Here is a 4,793-nt window from a genome sequence, read left to right as displayed (position 1 = left end):
GTTGCATGTTTGGTTAAAAATGATTGAGTATTTGTAGTCATAAAGAATACCTCTTTTCTGACTACAATATAAAATCTAATTTGACATTATTTATGCCATATCACCAAATTGTCGGTATAGCGTTTCAAAAATCGAAAAATAAGTTTTTTCCTAACCATAGGAGATGCACACGGAATCTGCTCAGAATAAAAATTAGGTGTATAATGTTGAAAACGAAAGGATTCTATATGTCATCTTTAAAAGTATTATTTGCCTATACAAAAGGTATTCGAAGATATTTTGTTTTTTCTATTTTATGTGTTGCGATTGAAACTTCCTTTGAAGTCTTTATCCCTTTTTTGATGTCAGAAATTATCGATGTGGGTATTGCGCAAAGAGACCCTTCTGTTTTTATGGAGCAGGGACTTGAAATGATTGGCTGCGCTATCCTGTCTTTGATTTTTGGTTTACTGTATGCTCGTTATGCGGCTAAAGCCATTACCTTATTTGGTCAAAGACTTCGTTCGGTGCAATATCAAAAGATTCAAAGCTATTCTTTTGCCAATCTGGATCACTTTGAAACCAGCTCTTTGATCACACGTTTGACAAGTGATGTAACGGTTATTCAAAATTCACTGGTGAATGGAATTCGCCCTTTTGCCCGCAGTCCTATTATTTTGATCTTAGGGCTTGTGATGTCTTTTCTGATCAATAAAGAGCTTTCGATGATTTTCTTATTTACCACGCCGATTCTGGCCATCATTCTATTCTTTGTGGTCAGAAAGGTAGCGCCGATGTATTCTGTACTTCAAAAGGCCATTGATTCGGTCAATCGTTTAATTCAGGAAAATTTGACGGCAATTCGAGCCATAAAAGCTTTTGTACGCGATGAATATGAAGAAGAACAGTTTGAGAAAGTCAATCAGGATCTTGCCAAGATTTCGCAAGATACCTTCCACATCGCATCATTAAATACACCGGCTTTTCAAATGACGATGTACATGGCCATCGTTGGTTTAATGACCTTAGGTATTCATTTAATTGTACAGGGACAAATGCAGGTTGGAGAGCTAACCGGTGTTTTAAGCTATGTGCTGCAGATCATGAATTCATTGATGATGATTTCCAATGTATTCTTATTGATTACGCGTTCTCTAGCTTCCTGCAACCGTATTGCCCAGGTTATTGAAGAAAGAGTAACTTTGAGCTCCGGCGCCCTGCCTTTGACACCAAAGGACAACTCCATCGATTTTCATCATGTATATTTTAAATATGCACAAGATGCCAAAGAATATGTACTTAACGATATTGACTGGCATATTCCTGCCGGTTCAACGGTAGGGATCATGGGCGCGACCGGTAGCGCCAAATCCAGCCTGGTACAATTGATTGCCCGTCTATACGATGTTAGTGAAGGCTCCATCAAGATTGGTCAGGTTGATGTTCGTGATATGAATTTGGAAGATCTAAGAAACAGAGTGGGTATGGTCTTACAAAAAAACACCTTATTCTCGGGCACGATCAAAGAAAATATGCGCTGGGGCGACCCAAATGCCAGTGATGAAGAAATTCAAAAGGCTTGTGAAATTGCCTGTGCTGATGAATTTATTCAAAAAATGCCGGATCAATACGATACCTATATTGAACAAGGTGGAAACAATGTATCCGGTGGTCAAAAACAACGTTTATGTATCGCCAGAGCGTTATTAAAGAAGCCAAAGATCTTGATTTTGGATGATTCCACCAGTGCAGTGGATACCAATACCGATCATGCGATTCGAAACTCCCTTTCAAAAATTCACGGTTTGACACAGATCATCATAGCCCAGCGTGTGAGCTCCGTCAGTCATTGTGATCAAATTCTGATTTTAGAAGATGGAAAGATTGCCGCTTTAGGATCCCATGAACAACTTCTGCAAACAAGTGATTTCTACCGCGGTTTATATGAATCCCAACAGAAAGGAGCCAGCCTATGAAGCCACAAAATATTACGCAGACCATTCGTAAACTGATGCATTATATGGGCAATCATGCGCTTTTGTTTGTTTTGGTCGGCATTCTGGTTGCCTTTTCCGCATTAGGAAATCTTCTGGGTACGTATATGATTCGCCCAGTCGTCAATGAAGTATTAAGCACCGGTTTAGATAAAGCTTTGTTGCAGATCATACTGATGGCCTTTATCTTCCTGATTGGTGTTTTATCCGCTTTAGGCTATACACAGATCATGGCAGTGGCCGCCCAAAAAGTAGTCAAAGACATCCGACAAGATTTGTTTCATGTACTTCAGAAATTGCCGTTATCCTTCTTTGACACCCATTCGCATGGTGAATTGATGTCACGCTTTACTAACGATGTAGATACAGTATCCGATGCATTAAACAACTCCTTTGCGATGATGATCCAAAGCTTTATTCAAGTCGTAGGGACCTTGATCCTGCTCTTTGTATTGAGCTGGCGATTGTCCCTGATTGTAGTGCTTTTTTACATCATCATGTTTATTTATATCCAGTTTTCCAGTAAAAAGAGCAAATCATATTTCTCTTTACAACAAAAGAACATCGGTGATATCAATGGTTTTACTGAAGAGATGATCTCCGGGCAGAAAGTTGTAAAAGTCTTTAATCACGAAAAGGCAAACCAGAAGGTCTTTGAAGCGTTAAACAAAAATCTTCAGCGCAGCAGTGCCAAAGCACAAGGCTATGCCCAAACAATCGTTCCTATGGTCGTATCCTTATCTTATGTCAACTATGCGATCGTATCTGTGCTGGGCGGCTACATGGTCTTAAAAGGACAAATGGATGTAGGATCTCTGGCAAGTTATCTGATTTTTGTACGACAGGCAGCTATGCCAATCAATCAGTTTACGATGCAGATGAACTTATTGTTGACATCGCTTTCCGGTGCCGAACGCATCTTTGAATTGATGGATATGGATCCGGAAGTTGACCAGGGAAAAGTAACTCTTGTCAGCATTCGTAAAGAAAACGACCAAATCATCGAAACCAGGGAAAATACCGGACAATGGGCATGGCGACATCCCAGAGAACAAGGAATTGAATACGTTTTACTGCAAGGGGATGTACGTTTTCACGATGTCAGCTTTGGTTACACGACAAAGAAAACGATCCTGCATGATATTTCCCTATATGCCAAACCGGGACAAAAAGTTGCGTTTGTCGGTGCAACCGGTGCCGGTAAAACAACCATCACCAATTTAATCAACCGTTTCTATGACATTCAAAATGGTTCGATTACTTATGATGGCATTGATATCAAGCTCATCAAGAAAGCCGATCTAAGACGCTCTTTAGGTATCGTACTGCAGGATACGCATTTGTTCACCGGTACGATCTTAGATAATATTCGTTTTGGGAATCTGGAAGCCACAGACGATGAATGCGTTCGCGCAGCCAAATTAGCCAATGCGGATTCCTTTATTCGCCGATTACCGCAAGGCTATCAAACTATGATTCATAACGATGGAAGCAATCTTTCCACCGGACAAAGACAGTTATTAGCCATTGCCCGTGCTGCCGTGGCCGATCCTCCGGTATTGATTTTAGATGAAGCTACTTCTTCCATCGATACACGAACAGAACAGTTGATTGAAAAAGGAATGGATCAACTAATGGAAGGGCGAACTGTTTTTGTGATTGCCCATCGTTTATCCACAGTCCGTAATGCGGATGTAATTATCGTATTAAATCATGGTCAAATCATTGAACGAGGAAATCACGAACAGCTGATTGAGCAACACGGTATGTATTATCAGCTTTATACCGGTATGTTTGAATTGTCGTAAGTAAATTATTGCCATTTATTTTATAATCTTATAGAAAAAGATTATATGTTTGATTATAATAATATACATGATAGATTATATATTAGGTGATATTTATGAATTTAGAAAGTAACAAACCATTATACTTACAAGTAGAAGCCGATATTCGTAATTCGATTCTTCAAAAGAAATTTCGTTCCGGTCAAAAGCTACCTACTGAAAATGAACTCAGCCAACAATACAATGTCAGTAAAATAACAATCCGCAAAGCTATGTCCAATCTGGCAAAAGAGGGAATGATTCAAAAAGTACAGGGTAAAGGAACTTTTATCAGTTATAAAAAGGACAAATTATTATTGAATAAAGCCAGAGGCTTCCAAGATTCTCTAAGCAATTTTGGACATTCTTCCAAACATAAAATACTAAATGTATCGATTATAAAGGCGGATTCTGATATTTCACAAAAATTAAATATAGCTCCAGATACTACCATATTTTTTCTTGAACGACTCATTTGGGAAGATGCGGCACCTATCGCTATAGACAGAATTTATCTTCCTGAAGAAAACTTCCCAAATTTTATGAAAAATATAGCCGAAGATAAATCTTTCTATCAGATTCTACAAGATAACTATGGTATAGTTTTAAATAAATCTATTCTGGAAATCAATGGTGTACTTGCGACAAAAGAATATGCCGAGCTTCTTCAGAGTAATATTGGTGATCCTTTATTCCACATTGAAAAAATCGGTTATGAAAAAAATGATTGTCCCATCCATTATTCTATCTCCATTGTTCGCTGTGATAGAGTCAGCTATGTTGTTTCAACGGATAATTCGACCGTCATGGATGAAAAGATCATAAGATAATAATGATCCCCCGGCCTAGCCGGGGGCAATGGTGTCAACCTAAGAGAATTTAGGTTGGCATCATTTTTTTTATGAAAATTGGATACTTAAACAAACGTGAAAAGTCATTTGGTTTTAACTGTAGTTAAGTTTTTGCTTTATAATTCTTTATATTAAAACATTAT

General features: G+C 38.3%; 3 protein-coding genes. All 3 read left to right on the top strand.

Annotated elements, in window-relative coordinates; genetic code table 11:
- Nucleotides 1–227: 227 nt before the first annotated feature.
- The 3 genes from U0M88_RS04110 (at nt 228) to U0M88_RS04100 (ending at nt 4,629) form a co-directional block, all read left to right on the top strand.
- Nucleotides 228–1,955, top strand: coding sequence for an ABC transporter ATP-binding protein (locus U0M88_RS04110; RefSeq protein ID WP_331868995.1), 1,728 nt, complete (start codon nt 228–230; stop codon nt 1,953–1,955).
- The gene (locus U0M88_RS04105; RefSeq protein ID WP_331868994.1) at nt 1,952–3,781 is read left to right on the top strand and encodes an ABC transporter ATP-binding protein; all 1,830 of its coding nucleotides are present in this window, start codon (nt 1,952–1,954) and stop codon (nt 3,779–3,781) included. The genes U0M88_RS04110 and U0M88_RS04105 overlap by 4 nt, the downstream gene beginning before the upstream one ends.
- A gap of 95 nt (nt 3,782–3,876) precedes the next feature.
- Nucleotides 3,877–4,629 (top strand): GntR family transcriptional regulator, encoded by a 753-nt coding sequence (locus U0M88_RS04100; RefSeq protein ID WP_331868993.1) that lies wholly within the window; start codon nt 3,877–3,879, stop codon nt 4,627–4,629.
- Nucleotides 4,630–4,793 lie beyond the last annotated feature (164 nt).

The sequence above is a fragment of the Faecalicoccus sp. genome, assembly GCF_036552745.1.
Classification (GTDB): Bacteria; Bacillota_I; Bacilli_A; order Erysipelotrichales; family Erysipelotrichaceae; genus Faecalicoccus.
This window is presented reverse-complemented; position numbering and strand designations above follow the sequence as displayed.

Excerpts from the sequence above, each read along its gene's own strand:
- U0M88_RS04110 (WP_331868995.1), top strand. The coding sequence starts at position 228 with ATGTCATCTTTAAAAGTATTATTTGCCTATACAAAAGGTATTCGAAGA.
- U0M88_RS04105 (WP_331868994.1), top strand. The coding sequence starts at position 1,952 with ATGAAGCCACAAAATATTACGCAGACCATTCGTAAACTGATGCATTAT.
- U0M88_RS04100 (WP_331868993.1), top strand. The coding sequence starts at position 3,877 with ATGAATTTAGAAAGTAACAAACCATTATACTTACAAGTAGAAGCCGAT.